This window comes from Lentzea sp. NPDC042327, assembly GCF_040647275.1.
Lineage (GTDB): Bacteria > Actinomycetota > Actinomycetes > Mycobacteriales > Pseudonocardiaceae > Lentzea.
In genome coordinates, this window is sequence record NZ_JBEZBX010000003.1 from 166016 (window position 1) to 181497 (window position 15482).

Below are 15482 nucleotides of genomic sequence, written 5' to 3' on the forward strand. Positions count from 1 at the left end.
TCGCCCGGGCGTTCGCCACCCTGTTCGTGAGTGTCGGACCCGTCTGATACACCAGTGGACATGAGCACGAAGACCGGAGCACGCCGCGGGGAGCGCGTCCCCGCCGACACGCTGCCGGTTGCGCGCATCGTCGTGGACGTGCCGCTGGCGCACCTCGACCGCCCCTTCGACTACGCGGTTCCGTCCGATCTGGACACCACCGCGGTCCCCGGCTGCCGTGTTCGCGTGCGGTTCGCCGGGCAGGTGGTCGACGGGTACCTGCTGGAGCGGGTCGACAGCACCGAGTACGAGAAGAAGCTCGCCTTCATCGAGAAGGTCATCTCGCCGGAACCGGTGCTGGCGCCCGAGATCGCGGCGCTGGCCCGCGCCGTCGCCGACCGGTACGCGGGCGGCATGATCGACGTGCTGCGGCTCGCGATCCCGCCCCGGCACGCCCGCGCGGAGGCAGCGCCGTCCGGGGAACCGGCGCCGTTGCCGCAGGACCCGGCGTGGGTGGGGACGGTCGCTGAAGGCGATCAGCCCGACGGCCCCGAGGCGGCTGCCGCTGACGCCACCGGCGAGCGTCCCGCCGGCTCCGAGGACGCGGGCTCCGAGGACGCGGGCTCCGAGGACGCGGGCTCCGTGGCCGCCGGCTCCCAGCCCACCCAGTCCGAGGCCGCCGAAGCCGAGTCCGCTGGTACCGATGCCGCCGAAGCCGAGTCCGCTGGTACCGATGCCGCCGAAACCGAGTCCGCTGGTACCGATGCCGCCGAAGCCGAGGCCGCCGAAACTGAGCCGACGACTCCTGAGCCGACCGGTGCCCAATCCACCGGTGCCCAATCCGCTGGCGCCCAGCCCACCGAGCCCGACGCCGAGCCGGTCGACCACCCCCGCCCGGCGCCCGTCCGGTCCACGCTGCCACCGGTGCCCGCCGACGCGTGGGCGCGCTACCCGCGCGGGCCGAAGTACCTGGAGGCGTTGCGCAGCGGGCTGCCGGCGCACGCCGTGTGGCAGGCGCTGCCGTCGGAGGACTGGCCGGCCCGGCTGGCCGAGGCGGCGGCGTCGGTGGCGTCGACCGGGCGCGGCGTGGTGATCGTGGTGCCGGACCACCGGGACGTGGCGCGGGTGTTCGAGGCGTGCAGCGCGCTGATCGAGGGCGTGGTGACGCTGTCGGCGGACCTGGGGCCGTCGGAGCGGTACAAGCGGTGGCTGGCGGTGCGGCGGGGGGTCGCGCGGGTCGTGGTGGGCACGCGGGCCACGGCGTTCGCGCCGGTGGCCGACCCCGGGTTGCTGGTGGTGTGGGACGACGGGGACGACCTGCACACCGAGCCGCGCGCGCCGTACCCGAACGTGCGGGACGTGCTGGTGCAGCGCGCGCACATGACCGGTGCGGCGTTGCTGATCGGCGGGTTCGCCCGCACGGCCGAGGCGCAGCTGCTGGTGGAGACCGGGTGGGCGCACGAGATCGTGGCGTCGCGGGAGACGTTGCGGGCCATCGCGCCGCGGGTGGTGTCGGTCGGCGACAACGACTGGCAGGACGTGAAGGACCCGGCGGCGCGCACGGCGCGGTTGCCGTCCATCGCGTTCGAGGCGGCCCGGTTCGCACTGGTCGACTCGCCGGTGCTCATCCAGGTGCCGCGCCGGGGGTACGTGCCGGCGCTGGCGTGCGGGCAGTGCCGGGGGCCGGCGCGGTGCCGCAAGTGCGCGGGGCCGCTGGCGTTGCCGGGGGGCACGCACGACGGGCAGCCCAGGCCCGCCTACTGCCGGTGGTGCGCGGCGACGGAGGCCGGGTTCCGGTGCCCGACGTGCGGGTCCCGCCGGTTGCGCGGACAGGTGATCGGGGCCAGGCGCACGGCGGAGGAGCTCGGGCGGGCGTTCCCGGGGCACCCGGTGCGCACGAGCGGTGCGGACGAGGTGCTCGCCACGGTGCCGTCACGGCCGTCGCTGGTGGTGTCCACGCCGGGGGCCGAGCCGGTGGCCGAGGGCGGCTACGGGGCGGTGCTGCTGCTCGACGGGTGGGCGTTGCTGGGCCGGGCCGACCTGCGGGCGTCGGAGGAGGCGCTGCGGCGCTGGATGACGGCCGCGGGACTGGTGCGGCCGGGCAACGGCCGGGTCGTGGTGATCGCGGACTCGGCGTTGACGCCGGTGCAGGCGCTGGTGCGGTGGGACCCGGTGTGGCACGCGTCGACCGAGCTGGCCGCCCGCGCCGAGCTGGGCTTCCCGCCGGCGGTGCGGATGGCGACGGTCGACGGCACACCGGACGCGGTGAACGCGCTGCTGGACGAGCTCAGGCTGCCGCCCAGCGGCGAGGTGCTCGGACCGGTGCCGCTGGGCGACGACGAGACGAAGGAACGCGCGCTCGTGCGGGTCGCGCGTGCCGAGGGGCGGGAGCTGGCCTCGGTGCTCGCGAAGGCGCAGGCGGTGCGGACGGCCCGCAAGGAGCAGGAGCTGGTGCGGATCAAGCTCGACCCGATCGAGGTGCTCTGACCGGTCTGCCGCGGACCGCGGCGGACCGCGGCGGTCAGCCCTCGTGGTAGGAGCGCAGGCCGGCGAGGTGCTCGCGGACGTCCTCGTCGGTCAGCTTCTCGTACTGCAGGTACTCGGACATGTACGCCATCAGGTCGTGCCGCTCCGGGTGCTCCTCGGACGCGATCACGTGCGCGGTCGTGCCCGCGATGCCCGCCGGGAACAGCAGGAACCCGTCCAGGCCCGCCATGGTGTCGAAGGAGGCGTTCTTGGCCTCCCACAGCGCCCAGACGTCCTCCTCGCGGCCGCACTCGGCGAGCAGCAGCGCGGCCAGGCCCATGGCCTCGCTCACGCCCCAGCCCTCGCGGTGCGCGGCGGTCTCCTGGACGAGCAGGTGGCGCAGCAGGTCGGCGTCCTGGGGCCGGTGGTCGCGCAGCAGGAGGCGCAGCGCCTCCTCGCGGTCGGCCTCGTCCAGGTCGGCGGTCGTGAAATCGGTTCGCAAGCGGTCAAGGTCGATCGACACCACCGCACCCTAGGCCTTTCTCAAAAGGTGTTGCCATCCGGCCGGAACGGAGTAGAAGAGTGCGCATGTTGCGAACGGTTGCCGCACTATCGCTCTCCGTCGTGCTGGTCGCGCCCGCACCGGCACTCGCCGCGGGCCCGGCGGACCCCGCCCCGCGGGTGCCAGAACAGGTGGGGTGGGGTGGCGCGGTGTCCAGCGTCGACCCGGACGCCTCCCAGATCGGCGTCGACGTGCTGCGCCGCGGCGGCAACGCCGTGGACGCCGCCGTCGCCACCGCGGCCGCGCTCGGTGTGACCGACCCGTTCTCCGCGGGCATCGGCGGCGGTGGTTTCTTCGTCCACTACGACGCGCGCACCGGCCGGGTGTCCACCTTGGACGGACGTGAGACCGCGCCGCGTGCCGCCACCGACCAGCTCTTCGTCGAGAACGGCGCACCGCTGCCGTTCGCCGAGGCCATGACCAGCGGCCTGTCCGTCGGCGTGCCGGGGACGCCCAAGACCTGGCAGCAGGCGCTGCGCCGGTGGGGCACGCTGAACCTGCGCGAGGCCATGGCGCCCGCGGAGGCGCTGGCCCGGCGCGGGTTCGTCGTCGACCGCACCTTCAACCAGCAGATCACCTCCAACGCGGCGCGGTTCGCCGACTTCACCTCCACGCGCGACCTCTACCTGCCCGGCGGTCAGCCGCCGGCGGTCGGGTCGACGTTCCGCAACCCGCAGCTCGCCGACACCTACCGGGAGCTCGCCCGCACCGAGCTCGCCTCCCTCTACGGCGGCGCGGTCGGCCGTGACCTGGTCAAGGCCGTGCGCCAGCCGCCGGTCGTGCCCGGCTCGACCCGCACCGTCCGCGCCGGCGCCATGGAGCTCTCCGACCTGACCCGCTACCAGGTCGAACGCCGCGACCCCACGCACACGCGCTACCGCGGCCTCGACGTCTACGGCATGGCCGCGCCGTCGTCCGGTGGCACGACCGTCGGTGAGGCGCTGAACATCCTGGAGTCCACGGACCTCGCGAAGGCCTCGGACGTCGAGTACCTGCACCGGTTCATCGAGTCGACCAAGCTCGCGTTCGCCGACCGGCTGCGCTGGGTCGGCGACCCGAAGTTCTCCCGCGTGCCGACCGAGGGCCTGCTCTCGCAGAGGTTCGCCGACTCGCGCGCGTGCCTGATCAAGCCCGACGCCGTGCTGCCCGCACCGCAGCCCGCCGCCGACCCGCGCAACCCCGCCCCGTGCGAGGCCACCGCGGGCCTCGCGGACCTGCGCGACGACGCCGAGCGCACCACGCACCTCACCGTCGCCGACCGCTGGGGCAACGTCGTCGCCTACACCCTCACCATCGAGGCGGAGGGCGGCAGCGGCATCGTCGTGCCCGGCCGCGGGTTCCTGCTGAACAACGAGCTCACCGACTTCGAGTTCGTCGCGCCGACCCCCGGCGTGCCGCACCCGAACCTGCCCGGCCCCGGCAAGCGCCCGCGGTCGTCGATGGCGCCGACCATCGTGCTCGACCACGGCCGCGTCGTGCTCGCCGTCGGCTCGCCCGGTGGTTCGACGATCATCACCACGGTCACGCAGGTCCTGACCGCGCGGCTGGACCGCAAGCTGTCCCTGCTCGACGCCGTCGCCGCCCCGCGCGCCTCGCAGCGCAACGCGGCCGTGACGCCCGCCGAGGCCGCGTTCATCGCGGCCGCACCCGCCCAGGGGCTGCAGGCCATCGGGCACCGGTTCAGCCAGAACGCCGAGATCGGCGCGGCCACGGCGGTCGAACGGGCCGCCGACGGCCGCTGGCGCGCGGTCGCCGAACCGACCCGCCGCGGCGGTGGTGCCGCTCGGGTGGTCAAGGTCGGCTGACCGGCTCCACCCGCGACGGCAGCACCCCGGGACCTACTCCGAGGTGCTGCCGTCGATGCGTTCGCGCAGCAGGTCGGCGTGGCCGTTGTGCTGCGCGTACTCCTCGACGAGGTGCAGGTACAGCCAGCGCAGTGACATCTCGCCCCGGCGCTCGTGGACGAAGACGTGGTCGAGGTCCTTGCCGGCGACCGCCCGGCGGGCCAGCCCCACCTCCTCGACGAGCGCGGCGTGCTCGGCCTCGGCGCGCTCCGGGTCGAGGTAGTCGAACGCGGCGTCCGGGTTGGCCTGCGAGGCGTAGCGGGGGCCCAGGTCCTGGCCGTCGGCCCTGACCCGGCACCAGACGCGTTCGACGTCGGTCAGGTGCCGGATGAGCCCCAGCAGGGTGAGCGTCGACGGCGGCGCCGACGCCGTGGCCAGCTCGGCCCCGGTGAGGCCCGCGCACTTGGCCAGGAACATCGCCCGGTGGCGGTCCAGGACCGCCTCCAGCACCGCTCGCTCGGGGCCGAGCACGGGTTCGGCCGGGATCTCGACTTCGGGTGCCGTCCAGGTCATGGAGCCATGATCACCTGAGCGGGTCCGGGTGGAGAACCGAGGTGTCCGCGTCCCGGACCACCGCGGCCGTCCCCTCGCAGCGCTGGTGCATCAGCCTCATGACCTGGAGGTGTCCACCTCCCGGCCGAGTGTCGCCGCCGATCTTCCTACCGCAGGCTGAGGAAGGCTCGATACCGCCAGCCGATGTCCGCTGACCTGGGCGAACGGCACAGTGGACACCATGACGACGACCACCGTGCACCACCGCCCGACCGCCATCGCGGCCCACCTCGACCTCAGGGCGCTGATCCGTCCTGTGCTGACGGCGCTGCGGTTCACCGGCCACCTCCTGGTGGCGCTGGTGGGCGTGATCTTCCTCGGCAGCGCCGCCGAGCACTGACCGCGTTCCTCGTAGACTGACCGCCAGTCCACCACGAGGAGCACCGCGTGACCGTCCAACCCATCCGTCTGTTCGGCGACCCCGTGCTGCGCACCCCCGCCGTCGAGGTCACCGACTTCGACAAGGAACTGCGCACCCTGGTCAAGGACCTGTGGGACTCGATGCAGAACGCGGGCGGAGCAGGGCTCGCCGCGCCGCAGCTCGGTGTGGGACTGCGCGTGTTCACCTACCACTGCGACGGCTTCGCGGGCCACCTCGTCAACCCCACCTGGGAAGTGGTCGGCGAGGAGCTGCAGGAGGGCAACGAGGGCTGCCTGTCCATCCCCGGCATGTCGTGGAACTGCACCCGGCACCTGCACGTCGTGGCCAAGGGCTGGAACATGCACGGTGAGCCGGTCGAGGTCGAGGGCACCGAGACCCTGGCCCGCTGCATCCAGCACGAGACCGACCACCTCGACGGCGTGCTGTTCCTCGACCGCCTCGACGCCGAGACCCGCAAGCAGGCGATGCGGGAGATCCGCCAGGCCGAGTGGTTCGACGGCGCGGTCCCCACCCTGAAGCAGAGCCCGCACCCCTTCTTCGGCAAGGCCAACTGACCATGCGCCTCGTGTTCGCAGGCACGCCCGAGGTGGCACTTCCCTCGCTGCGCGCCTTCATCGACTCCTCCCGCCACGACGTCGTCGCCGTCGTCACCCGCCCGGACGCCCCCGTCGGCCGCGGCCGACGGCTGGAACGCTCCCCGGTCGCCACCCTCGCCGACGAGCACGGCATCGAGGTCCTGACGCCGGCCAAGGCGGGCGACCCCGACTTCCTCGACCGCCTGCGCGCGCTGGAACCCGACCTCTGCCCGGTCGTGGCCTACGGCGCCCTGCTGCCGCAGCGCACCCTCGACGTCCCGCGCCTCGGCTGGGTCAACCTCCACTTCTCCGTGCTGCCCGCCTGGCGCGGTGCCGCCCCGGTGCAGGCCGCCGTGCGCAACGGCGACGACATCACCGGCGCCACCACCTTCCGCATCGTCAAGGAGCTCGACGCGGGCCCCGTCTTCGGCGTGGTGACCGAGAAGGTCAAGCCCCGCGACACCTCCGGCGACCTGCTGGGCCGGCTCTCCGTCTCCGGCGCCCACCTGCTGCTGTCCACAGTGGACGGCATCGAGGACGGCACCCTGCGCGCCGTCGAGCAGCCCGCCGACGGCGTGACGTACGCCCCGAAGATCACCGTCGAGGACGCGCGCCTCGCCTTCACCACCCCTGCGGCAGCCCTGGACCGGCTCGCCCGCGCGGTCACACCCGAACCCGGCCCGTGGGCCGAGTTCCGCGGCGAGCGGCTCAAGCTCGGACCCGTCACGCCCGTGGACGACGTCACGCTGCCCGCCGGCGAGATCGTCGTCGAACGCAAGCGGGTGCTCGTTGGCACCGCGACCACCGCCGTGGCACTGGGCGAGGTGCAGGCGCAGGGCAAGAAGCGCATGGCGGCGACCGACTGGGCCCGCGGCGTGCGCATCGAAGCCGGGGAGCGCATCGCATGAGCGCGCGGCGCGGTGTGGTGAGCGGACACGGTGCGGTGAACGGGTGCGGTGCGGGACACCGGACTGCGGAGGCCGCGGGTGGTTCTGCCGCGCGGGTCGAGGCGGCCGGGGTGCGGTCGTCGGCCGTCGTGGGGCTGCGGCGTGTCGGCGTTGCGAGCGAGCGCGGGGCGGATGGTCGTGGTGGGGTGGGCCCGTTGGCACCCGGAAGTGCCGCGGGGTTTGGGTTTGGTGGTGTGTCCGGTCGGTTGTGGGTCGGCACGGAAAGCCGGCGCGGTGGTCGTGCCGGAGCAGGGGAAGTCGAAGTGATGAGGCCCGGACTGATGGAGCGCAGCGCATGACCGGCTACTCGCGAGGAGCGTCCAAGCCGTCGGGGCCGCGCAGGCCGCACCCGCCGCGGCGGCGCACCGGACCGGCGCGGCCGCCGGTGGAGGACCCGGCGCGGCTGGCGGCGCTGGAGACGTTGCGCGCGGTGCGGCAGCGGGACGCGTACGCGAACCTGGTGCTGCCGCAGCTCCTGCGGGAGCGGCGGATCACCGGGCGCGACGCGGCGCTGGCCACCGAGCTCACCTACGGCGCCTCGCGGGCGCGCGGGTTGCTCGACGCCGTCATCGAGGCGTGCTCGGACCGGCCGCTGTCCGAAGTGGACGGGTCGGCGCTCGACGCGTTGCGGCTGGGCGCGTACCAGTTGCTGCGCACGCGCATCCCGTCGCACGCGGCCGTGGCGTCCACCGTCGACCTCGTCCGCGCCGAGCTGGGCTCCGGCATCGCGGGCTTCGTCAACGCCGTGCTGCGCCGGATTGCCGAGCAGGACGAACAGGCGTGGGTCGACGAGCTCGCACCCGACCCGGACACCGACCCGATCGGCAACCTGGCGTTCACGCACGCCCACCCGCGGTGGATCGCGCAGGCCTTCGCCGAGGCGCTGGGCAGCCGCGACGACTCCCTGCGGCGCGCGCTGGAGGCCGATGACGCCCGGCCCGCCGTGCACCTGGTGGCACGCCCCGGCGAGGTGAGCGCCGACGAGCTCGCCGCCATCACCGGCGGCGACGTGGCGCCCTACTCGCCCTACGGCGTGCACCTGGAGCCGGGGGCCGGAGACCCGGCTGACCTCGAACCCGTTCGCGAGCGTCTGGCGAACGTGCAGGACGAGGGCAGCCAGCTCTGCGCACTGGCCCTGACGCGTGCGCCGCTGGAAGGCACCGACGACCGGTGGCTCGACCTGTGTGCCGGCCCGGGAGGGAAGGCAGCGCTGCTCGCGGCACTGGTCGGCCTGGAAGGCGGTGAGCTCATCGCCGTCGAGAAGGCACCCCACCGCGCGGAGCTGGTGCGCAAGATCACCTCAGGCCTGCCGATCACCGTGGAGGTGGCCGACGGCCGCGAGACCGACTTCGTCGAAGGGGCGTTCGACCGCGTGCTCGTCGACGCGCCCTGCACCGGTCTCGGTGCCCTGCGCCGGCGCCCGGAGGCGCGGTGGCGGCGCCAGCCCGCCGACGTCGGCCAGCTCACGAAACTGCAGCGCGAGCTCCTCACCGAGGCGTTGCGGCTGGTGCGTCCTGGCGGAGTCGTGGCTTATGTCGTGTGCTCACCTCATCTCTCGGAGACCGTGGGGGTGGTGGCGGACGTCGCCCGGCGGACCGGAGCGGAACAGCTCGACACCCGGACGCTCTTCCCCGAGATGCCGGATCTCGGGGACGGGCCGCACGTCCAGCTCTGGCCGCACCTGCACGGAACGGACGCGATGTTCTGCGCGGTGCTGCGACGTCCTGTCTGAGCGCTCGGGAACGACGTTAGCGACGGGGTCCGACAGTTCCGGACCCCGTCGACCGGCATGAGGGCGCACCGAGCAGAGGTTCACCGGTTCGAGTGAAAGCCCCCGGCAGGCCGCAGGCCCTCAGCACGTGCAACCGCGCCGGCGAGCCGAACCGGTTGCCCACCGCGCACACCCGGCGCCCGCACCTGCAGCGGCGAGGGGACAGGCCCGGCTGGCCCGCCGCCGGCAGACCGGGCCTCGCCTACCATCGCGGTCGTGACGACACGCGGGTTGCTCGGTCTGGTCGCCTCCGCCTGCGGTGGTGTGGAGTCCTGGTTCCGCACCGGGCTCGCCGAACCGGCGGTCGCACGGGGCTGGCGGCTCGCCATCACGTTCACCCCGGCGGTGGTCCCGTGGTTCGAGGAGGCGGGGGAGCTCGGCAAGCTCCAGGAGCTCACCGACCTGGAGGTCAGGTGGCACCCGCGGCTGCCCGGCCAGCCCAAGCCCTACCCCACGCCCGACGCGTTCGTGTTCGCCCCCGCCAGCGCGAACTCGGTGGCGAAGCTGGCCCTCGGCATCGGCGACAACCAGGCGCTGACCGCGGTGAACGAGGCCATGGGCGTCGAGGGCTGCAAGGTCGTCGTCATGCCGCAGGCCAACGCCGACAAGCGCCGTCACCCGATGTGGGAGACGCACGTCACCACCCTCACGCGAGCGGGTGTCGTGGTCGTCTCAGACGAGCCGCCCGGCAGGTTGCTCGACCTGCTGGACACCTAGACTCCACCCTCGTGGTCCACACGCCGATGATCGCCCCCAGCATCCTGTCCGCCGACTTCGCCCGGCTCGCCGACGAGCTCGCCGCGGTGCCCACGTCGGACTGGATCCACGTCGACGTCATGGACAACCACTTCGTGCCGAACCTGACCCTGGGCCTGCCCGTGGTCAAGTCGCTGCTGAAGGTCACCGACATCCCGGTCGACTGCCACCTGATGATCGAGGACCCGGACCGCTGGGCCATCGGGTACGCCGAGGCGGGCGCCCACAACGTGACCGTCCACGCCGAGGCCGCCGCCGACCCGGTCGCGCTCGCCAAGAACCTCAGGGCCGCCGGCGCCAAGGCCGGTCTGAGCATCAAGCCGGGCACCCCGCTGGAGTCCTACGTCGAGGTGCTCAAGCACTACGACACGCTGCTGGTCATGTCGGTCGAGCCCGGCTTCGGCGGCCAGAAGTTCATGGCGGAGGTCCTCGACAAGGTCAGGACCGCGCGCCGGCTCGTCGACACCGGCCACCTGAAGCTGGTCGTGGAGATCGACGGCGGCATCAACGCCGACACCATCGAGCAGGCCGCGCAGGCCGGTGTGGACTGCTTCGTCGCGGGTTCCGCCGTGTACGACGCCGCCGACCCCGGCAAGGCCGTCGAGGCACTGCGCGCCCAGGCAGCCGGCGTCCGGTGACGCCGGAGGACGCGATGGCGCTCGCCGTCGCGGAGAGCGAGCGGGTGCGGGGCACCACCAGCCCCAACCCGCCCGTGGGCTGCGTCGTGCTCGACGAGCACGGCAAGGCGGTCGGGTTCGGCGGCACGCAACCCGCCGGGGGACCGCACGCCGAGGTGATGGCGCTCAAGGACGCGGGAACCAGGGCGCGCGGTGGCACCGCAGTCGTCACACTCGAACCGTGCGCACACCACGGCCGCACCGGTCCGTGCACGGAAGCGCTGCTGGAGGCGGGCATCAAGCACGTCGTCCACGCCGTCACCGACCCGAACCCGAGGGCCGCGGGCGGTGCGGAACGGCTGCGCGAGGCCGGCGTCACGGTCGAGAGCGGCCTTCTCGCCGACGAGGTCAGCAAGGGCCCGCTGCGCGCGTGGCTGCACTATGCGCGCACGGGCCGTCCGCACGTCACGTGGAAGTACGCGGCATCGCTGGACGGCCGGATCGCCGCCCAGGACGGCACCAGCCGCTGGATCAGCTCCGAGACCTCCCGCAAGGAGGTCCACGACCTGCGCGCGAAGCTCGACGCGATCGTCGTCGGCACCACCACGGTCCGCACGGACGACCCCGCGCTGACCGCTCGCGACGCCGACGGAATGTTGTTGCCCCACCAGCCGTTGCCGGTGGTCGTGGGCATGAGCGACCTGCCGGCCGGTGCCGCGCTCCGGCACACCGCGCTGCACCTGCGCACGCACGACCCGGACGAGGTGCTGGGCGCACTGGCGGCGAGGGGTGTGGTGGACGTGCTGCTGGAGGGCGGTCCGACGGTGGCGGGGGCGTTCCTGCGCGCCGGGCGGGTCGACCGCGTGCTCGCCTACGTCGCACCCGCGCTGCTGGGCAGTGGGCCCGCGGCCGTGGTGGACGCGGGCGTGTCGACCATCACGGACGCTGTCCGGCTGACCGTGGAAGACGTCACCATGAGCGGACCAGACTTGCGGATCAGCGCGGTTCCGCAGACTTAGGAGGAGCGGTGTTCACCGGGATCGTCGAGGAACTCGGCCACGTGGTCGCGGTTCAGGACCTGCCAGACGCGGCGCGGATCCGCGTCTCCGGGCCGATCGTCACGAGCGACGCGAAGCACGGCGACTCCATCGCGGTGAACGGCGTGTGCCTCACCGTCGTGGAGGTGGAGAACGGCACGTTCACCGCCGACGTGATGCGCGAGACCCTCGTGCGCAGCAGCCTCGCGAAGGTCGCAGAGGGCGACCGGGTCAACCTGGAGCGCGCGGCCGCCGTCGGCCAGCGCCTCGGTGGCCACATCGTGCAGGGCCACGTCGACGGCACGGGCACGATCCTCGCGCGGGAGAAGGCGGAGCACTGGGAGATCGTCCACATCGGACTGCCGCCCCAGCTCGCCCGCTACGTCGTGGAGAAGGGCTCGATCACGGTCGACGGCGTGTCGCTGACCGTCGTCACGGTCGCCGAGGACGAGTTCACGGTGAGCCTCATCCCCACCACGCTGGAGCTGACCACGCTCGGGCACCGGTCGCCGGGTTCCACCGTGAACCTGGAGGTCGACGTGCTGGCGAAGTACGTTGAACGACTGGCCGTCCCGCACCTGCGGGCCATCGCGGGCGAGGAGACCCAGTGAACACCGACTTCGCTGACATCGAACGGGCGGTCGCCGACGTCAAGGCGGGCCGCCCCGTGGTCGTCGTGGACGACGAGGACCGCGAGAACGAGGGCGACCTGATCTTCGCCGCCGAGAAGGCGACGCCGGAGCTGCTCGCGTTCATGGTCCGCTACACCTCCGGCTACATCTGCGTGCCGCTGACCGAGGAGGACTGCGAACGCCTCGACCTGCCGCCGATGTTCCACACGAACCAGGACGCGCGCGGCACCGCCTACACGGTGACGGTCGACGCGCGTGAGGGCGTCAGCACCGGCATCTCGGCCGCGGACCGCGCCCGCACGATCCGGTTGCTCGCCGACCCGACCTCGAAGGCCACCGACTTCAACCGGCCCGGCCACGTGGTCCCGTTGCGCGCCAAGGCCGGTGGCGTGCTGCGCCGTCCCGGTCACACCGAGGCCGCCGTCGACCTGGCACGCCTGGCCGGGCTCTCTCCCGCGGGCGTGCTCTGCGAGATCGTGTCGCAGAAGGACGAGGGCGACATGGCCCGCCGCGACGAGCTCGAGGTCTTCGCCGCCGACCACGACCTGGCGATCATCACCATCGCGGACCTGATCGCGTACCGCCGCCGGGTCGAGACCCAGGTCGTGCGCGCCGCCGAGGCCCGCATCCCGACCGCGCACGGCGTGTTCACCGCCTTCGGCTACGACAGCCTGCTCGACGGCATCGAGCACGTCGCGCTCGTCTACGGCGAGATCGGTGACGGCGAGGACGTGCTGGTGCGCGTGCACTCCGAGTGCCTCACCGGCGACGTGCTCGGCTCGCTGCGCTGCGACTGCGGCCCGCAGCTCGACGCGGCGATGGAGGCCGTGGCCGCACAGGGCCGCGGTGTCGTGTTGTACATGCGCGGGCACGAGGGCCGCGGCATCGGCCTGATGCACAAGCTGCAGGCCTACCAGCTGCAGGACCAGGGCGCGGACACCGTGGACGCGAACCTCGCGCAGGGCCTGCCCGCCGACGCCCGCGACTACGGCACGGGCGCGCAGATCCTCGTGGACCTCGGCATCAAGTCCATGCGGCTGCTGACGAACAACCCGGCCAAGCGCGTCGGGCTGGAGGCCGGATACGGTCTGCGCGTGCTCGACCGGGTGCCGCTGCCGATCTCCCCGAACCCGGAGAACCTGCGGTACCTGCGCACCAAGCGCGACCGGATGGGCCACGAACTGACCCAGCTGGAGCAGTACGAGGCCGTTGTTTCCGCTACGGAGGACCAGGAATGAGCGGCGAGGGCCGTCCTGAGCAGACGAAGCTCGACGGCAGGGGCCTGAGCGTCGCGATCGCGGCGACGCGCTGGCACACGAAGATCACCGACCAGCTCGTCGAGCGCGCCCTCAGGGCCGCCGAGGACGCGGGCTGCGCCGACACGACCGTCGTGCGCGTGGCGGGGGCGATCGAGCTCCCCGTCGTGGTGCAGGAGCTGGCCCGCCACCACGACGCGGTGGTCGCGCTGGGCGTGGTCATCCGCGGCGGCACCCCGCACTTCGAGTACGTGTGCGACTCGGTGACCGACGGGCTCACCCGCGTCGCGCTCGACGAGTCGACGCCGGTGGGCAACGGCGTGCTGACGACGGACACCGAGGAGCAGGCGCTGGCCCGTGCCGGGCTGCCGGACTCGGTGGAGGACAAGGGGTACGAGGCGACCGTGGCGGCGATCGACACCGCGCTGGTGCTGCGCGGCCTGCGCCAGCCCTGGACCGAGCGGGGTTTCGAATGATGACCGCGACCGACGTGGTGCTGCGCCCGAAGAAGATCCGCAAGGTCGCGTGGGCGTGCGCGGTCGGCCTGGTGGTCGTGTTCACCGTCGTGGGCCTGCTGCTGGGCAACACCCCGACCGGCGTGATCTTCCGGACCTCCGACCAGGTCGCCATGATCGTGCTCGGCTTCTTGCTCGCCGGCGGTGTGCTGCTGCTGACCCGGCCGCGGGTCAGGGCCGACGCCATCGGCATCGAGATCCGCAACGTCGTGACGTCGCACCGCTTCGCGTGGGGTGACGTGCTGGCGATCAGCTTCCCCGACGGTGCCGCGTGGGCCCGGCTGGAGCTGCCGGAGGACGAGTACATCTCGATCATGGCCGTGCAGGCCGTGGACCGCGACTACGCCGTCACGTCCGTGCGCGCGTTGCGCGAGCTGCACAAGGCCGGTCGGTAGCGCCCGAGGCGATGAGTTCTGCCGGCTCGGCGAGTCAACCCGGTCGACGTCGGCACAACTTGGAGGAACACGTGGCACAGCTGCTGCGAGTGCAGAACTTCAACGTCACCAGCGACGGGGTCGCCGCCGGTGAGCACCAGAGCTTCGACAACCCGTTCGGCCTGCCCGACGCGGGGAAGCTGTTCGGCTGGGCCGGCGCCACGGCGAGCTGGCCCAACCGCACCGAGCCCGGTGGCAGCCGCGGCCTGGACGACTACCTCACCCGCGACTTCACGAACAACATCGGCGCGGAGATCATGGGCCGCAACAAGTTCGGGTACCAGCGCGGACCGTGGACCGACCACGAGTGGCAGGGCTGGTGGGGCGACGAGCCGCCGTTCCACACCCCGGTGTTCGTCCTGACCCACCACGAACGGCCGTCCATCACGCTCTCGGACACCACGTTCCACTTCGTCGGCGGTGACCCGGCGGCGGTGCTGGAGCAGGCGCGGGAGGCCGCACAGGGCAAGGACGTCCGGCTCGGCGGCGGCGTCACGACCATCCGCCGGTTCCTCGACGCGGGTCTCGTCGACACGCTGCACGTCGCCGTGTCCCCGGTGAGCCTGGGGGACGGGCTGCGGCTGTGGGACTCGCCCGACGAGCTGCTCGACCGCTACCACCTGGACGTGGTGCCCAGCCCGAGCGGTGTGGTGCACCACCTGTTCTGGCGCCGCTAACGCCACAGGCCCAGGATCGCTCCGACGAGCCCGAGGCCGATGACGTGGAAGCCCGCCCCGATGGCCACCGAGGCCTTCGGGGCGGGCTTCGTCGTGTCGAACACCCCGCCCACGAACATCACCGGGAACGCGACACCGACACCCACGACCAGGCCGAGCAGCAAGCCCTCCAGCACGTCGTCGGTACCGGACGCGGCGGCGACCATCGCGACCGCCAGCGTCGCGGCGAAACAGGTGGCCAGCGGGATCGTGTAGACGCTGGAGCCGATGCGCTCGGGCGGGGTGAGGTCCCAGCCCAGCGACCGCCGCCAGGCCCTGCCGAAGGCGAACTCGGCGTACCAGATCGCGCCCAGCCCGTAGTACGCGACGGTGGCGACGACGACGGCGAACCAGTTGAGGTCGCCGAGCACGCTCAGGCTCATGTGAGGTCTCCCGCGGGTGTCAGGGTGTCTTGGCATCGCACTCCCGGGCGCCACCGTT

General features: G+C 73.0%; 17 protein-coding genes. 14 read left to right on the top strand and 3 right to left on the bottom strand.

Features of this window, described 5'->3' with window-relative positions:
* Positions 1-60: 60 nt before the first annotated feature.
* Positions 61-2466, top strand: coding sequence for a hypothetical protein (locus AB0A63_RS08585; protein WP_360387098.1), 2406 nt, complete (start codon positions 61-63; stop codon positions 2464-2466).
* Between the two features lie 34 nt (positions 2467-2500).
* Here the strand turns inward: AB0A63_RS08585 and AB0A63_RS08590 are convergent, their stop codons facing one another.
* A complete protein-coding gene (locus tag AB0A63_RS08590) occupies positions 2501-2947 on the bottom strand; it encodes a hypothetical protein (RefSeq protein WP_360387101.1) in 447 nt (148 codons plus the stop codon).
* An 86-nt stretch (positions 2948-3033) separates the two neighbouring features.
* On the opposite strand from AB0A63_RS08590, the gene ggt reads away from it, so the two are divergent.
* Positions 3034-4812, top strand: coding sequence for a gamma-glutamyltransferase (gene ggt / locus AB0A63_RS08595; RefSeq protein ID WP_360387104.1), 1779 nt, complete (start codon positions 3034-3036; stop codon positions 4810-4812).
* 33 nt (positions 4813-4845) lie between these two features.
* Here the strand turns inward: ggt and AB0A63_RS08600 are convergent, their stop codons facing one another.
* On the bottom strand, positions 4846-5364 hold the full coding sequence (locus tag AB0A63_RS08600; protein ID WP_360387106.1) for a DinB family protein: 519 nt from the start codon (positions 5362-5364) through the stop codon (positions 4846-4848).
* Positions 5365-5584: 220 nt separating this feature from the next.
* On the opposite strand from AB0A63_RS08600, the gene AB0A63_RS08605 reads away from it, so the two are divergent.
* The 12 genes from AB0A63_RS08605 to AB0A63_RS08660 all read left to right on the top strand — a co-directional run bounded on the left by AB0A63_RS08605 (position 5585) and on the right by AB0A63_RS08660 (position 15002).
* Positions 5585-5743 carry a hypothetical protein gene (locus tag AB0A63_RS08605; protein WP_360387109.1) on the top strand — a complete coding sequence of 53 codons (159 nt, stop codon included), beginning with the start codon at positions 5585-5587 and terminating at the stop codon, positions 5741-5743.
* 47 nt (positions 5744-5790) lie between these two features.
* Positions 5791-6339: a peptide deformylase gene (def, locus tag AB0A63_RS08610; RefSeq protein ID WP_360387111.1), complete on the top strand. Its 549-nt coding sequence runs from the start codon at positions 5791-5793 to the stop codon at positions 6337-6339.
* A gap of 2 nt (positions 6340-6341) precedes the next feature.
* Positions 6342-7268, top strand: a complete 927-nt coding sequence (gene fmt / locus AB0A63_RS08615; RefSeq protein WP_360387113.1) for a methionyl-tRNA formyltransferase — start codon at positions 6342-6344, stop codon at positions 7266-7268.
* Positions 7269-7602: 334 nt separating this feature from the next.
* Entirely contained in the window at positions 7603-9039 is a 1437-nt protein-coding gene (locus AB0A63_RS08620) for an RsmB/NOP family class I SAM-dependent RNA methyltransferase (RefSeq protein ID WP_360387116.1), read from the top strand.
* Between the two features lie 255 nt (positions 9040-9294).
* Complete coding sequence (locus tag AB0A63_RS08625) at positions 9295-9795, top strand: flavoprotein (protein WP_360387119.1); 501 nt, start codon at positions 9295-9297, stop codon at positions 9793-9795.
* A 26-nt stretch (positions 9796-9821) separates the two neighbouring features.
* Positions 9822-10472, top strand: coding sequence for a ribulose-phosphate 3-epimerase (rpe, locus tag AB0A63_RS08630; protein ID WP_360388346.1), 651 nt, complete (start codon positions 9822-9824; stop codon positions 10470-10472).
* 14 nt (positions 10473-10486) lie between these two features.
* Positions 10487-11470: a bifunctional diaminohydroxyphosphoribosylaminopyrimidine deaminase/5-amino-6-(5-phosphoribosylamino)uracil reductase RibD gene (ribD, locus tag AB0A63_RS08635; RefSeq protein ID WP_360388348.1), complete on the top strand. Its 984-nt coding sequence runs from the start codon at positions 10487-10489 to the stop codon at positions 11468-11470.
* Positions 11471-11478: 8 nt separating this feature from the next.
* Positions 11479-12099, top strand: a complete 621-nt coding sequence (locus AB0A63_RS08640; protein WP_360387122.1) for a riboflavin synthase — start codon at positions 11479-11481, stop codon at positions 12097-12099.
* A complete protein-coding gene (locus AB0A63_RS08645) occupies positions 12096-13358 on the top strand; it encodes a bifunctional 3,4-dihydroxy-2-butanone-4-phosphate synthase/GTP cyclohydrolase II (protein ID WP_360387125.1) in 1263 nt (420 codons plus the stop codon). The genes AB0A63_RS08640 and AB0A63_RS08645 overlap by 4 nt, the downstream gene beginning before the upstream one ends.
* Positions 13355-13852 (top strand): 6,7-dimethyl-8-ribityllumazine synthase, encoded by a 498-nt coding sequence (ribH, locus tag AB0A63_RS08650; RefSeq protein ID WP_360387128.1) that lies wholly within the window; start codon positions 13355-13357, stop codon positions 13850-13852. Before AB0A63_RS08645 ends, ribH begins: the two co-directional genes overlap by 4 nt.
* Positions 13849-14286 (top strand): PH domain-containing protein, encoded by a 438-nt coding sequence (locus AB0A63_RS08655; RefSeq protein WP_360387131.1) that lies wholly within the window; start codon positions 13849-13851, stop codon positions 14284-14286. The genes ribH and AB0A63_RS08655 overlap by 4 nt, the downstream gene beginning before the upstream one ends.
* A 71-nt stretch (positions 14287-14357) precedes the next feature.
* A complete protein-coding gene (locus AB0A63_RS08660) occupies positions 14358-15002 on the top strand; it encodes a dihydrofolate reductase family protein (RefSeq protein ID WP_360387133.1) in 645 nt (214 codons plus the stop codon).
* On the opposite strand, the gene AB0A63_RS08665 is transcribed toward AB0A63_RS08660, so the two are convergent.
* Positions 14999-15424, bottom strand: a complete 426-nt coding sequence (locus AB0A63_RS08665; protein ID WP_360387135.1) for a DUF1761 domain-containing protein — start codon at positions 15422-15424, stop codon at positions 14999-15001. The genes AB0A63_RS08660 and AB0A63_RS08665 overlap by 4 nt on opposite strands.
* Positions 15425-15482 lie beyond the last annotated feature (58 nt).